We start from the raw sequence: 590 nt of genomic DNA, 5'->3' as shown, positions 1-590 counted from the left end.
ACAGGTCGAGTCCTACTGGCAAGACGGTCCATGCGTCACCAAAAAGGGGTTGCCGCCATTTGGTTTGCAATTAGCCTTGTCCCTGTACTTGGTATCACGTTTTTTGCCGTAGAGGGCACTCGTTATATTCACGAGACAAGCCGTTTACGTGATGCTGCACAAAGTGCGGCGTTGGCGATTACGATTGACGATAAAGCAAACCAAGCGGACGCCTTAGCTACTCGATATATTCAAGATTATGTGCGGGATATTTCCCATGTCGATATTACTACGCTCAGAACATACCAAGAGCCGGATGAGGACGCTGGAGTCTTAGAAAAAATTCAATATTCAGTACAAGTGACCACAACCCATAATTCTTGGTTTGCCAGTAATTTGATCCCCTCATTTAAAGCGCAGGAGAAACTGGCAGGACAAGCCGTTGCAGCGAAGTATCCGTACTATTTGGGTGACAAAATCATTGACTTGGTTTTAGTGAGTGACTTTTCGGGCTCAATGAATTGGAAGTGGCAAGGTAAAGTCAAAATCAACTTACTAAAAGGAGCCGTTGAGCAGATATCTGACCGTATTTTAGTCCCGAGAACCGGTGA

At 45.4% G+C, this 590-nt stretch carries 1 protein-coding gene; it reads left to right on the top strand.

What is annotated here, in order from left to right:
- Positions 1–30: 30 nt before the first annotated feature.
- On the top strand, positions 31–590 hold a 560-nt coding region (locus tag R7R78_RS28000), incomplete at its 3' end, for a TadE/TadG family type IV pilus assembly protein (RefSeq protein WP_225474838.1).

Source organism: Vibrio sp. 2134-1, assembly GCF_033339495.1.
This window is presented reverse-complemented; position numbering and strand designations above follow the sequence as displayed.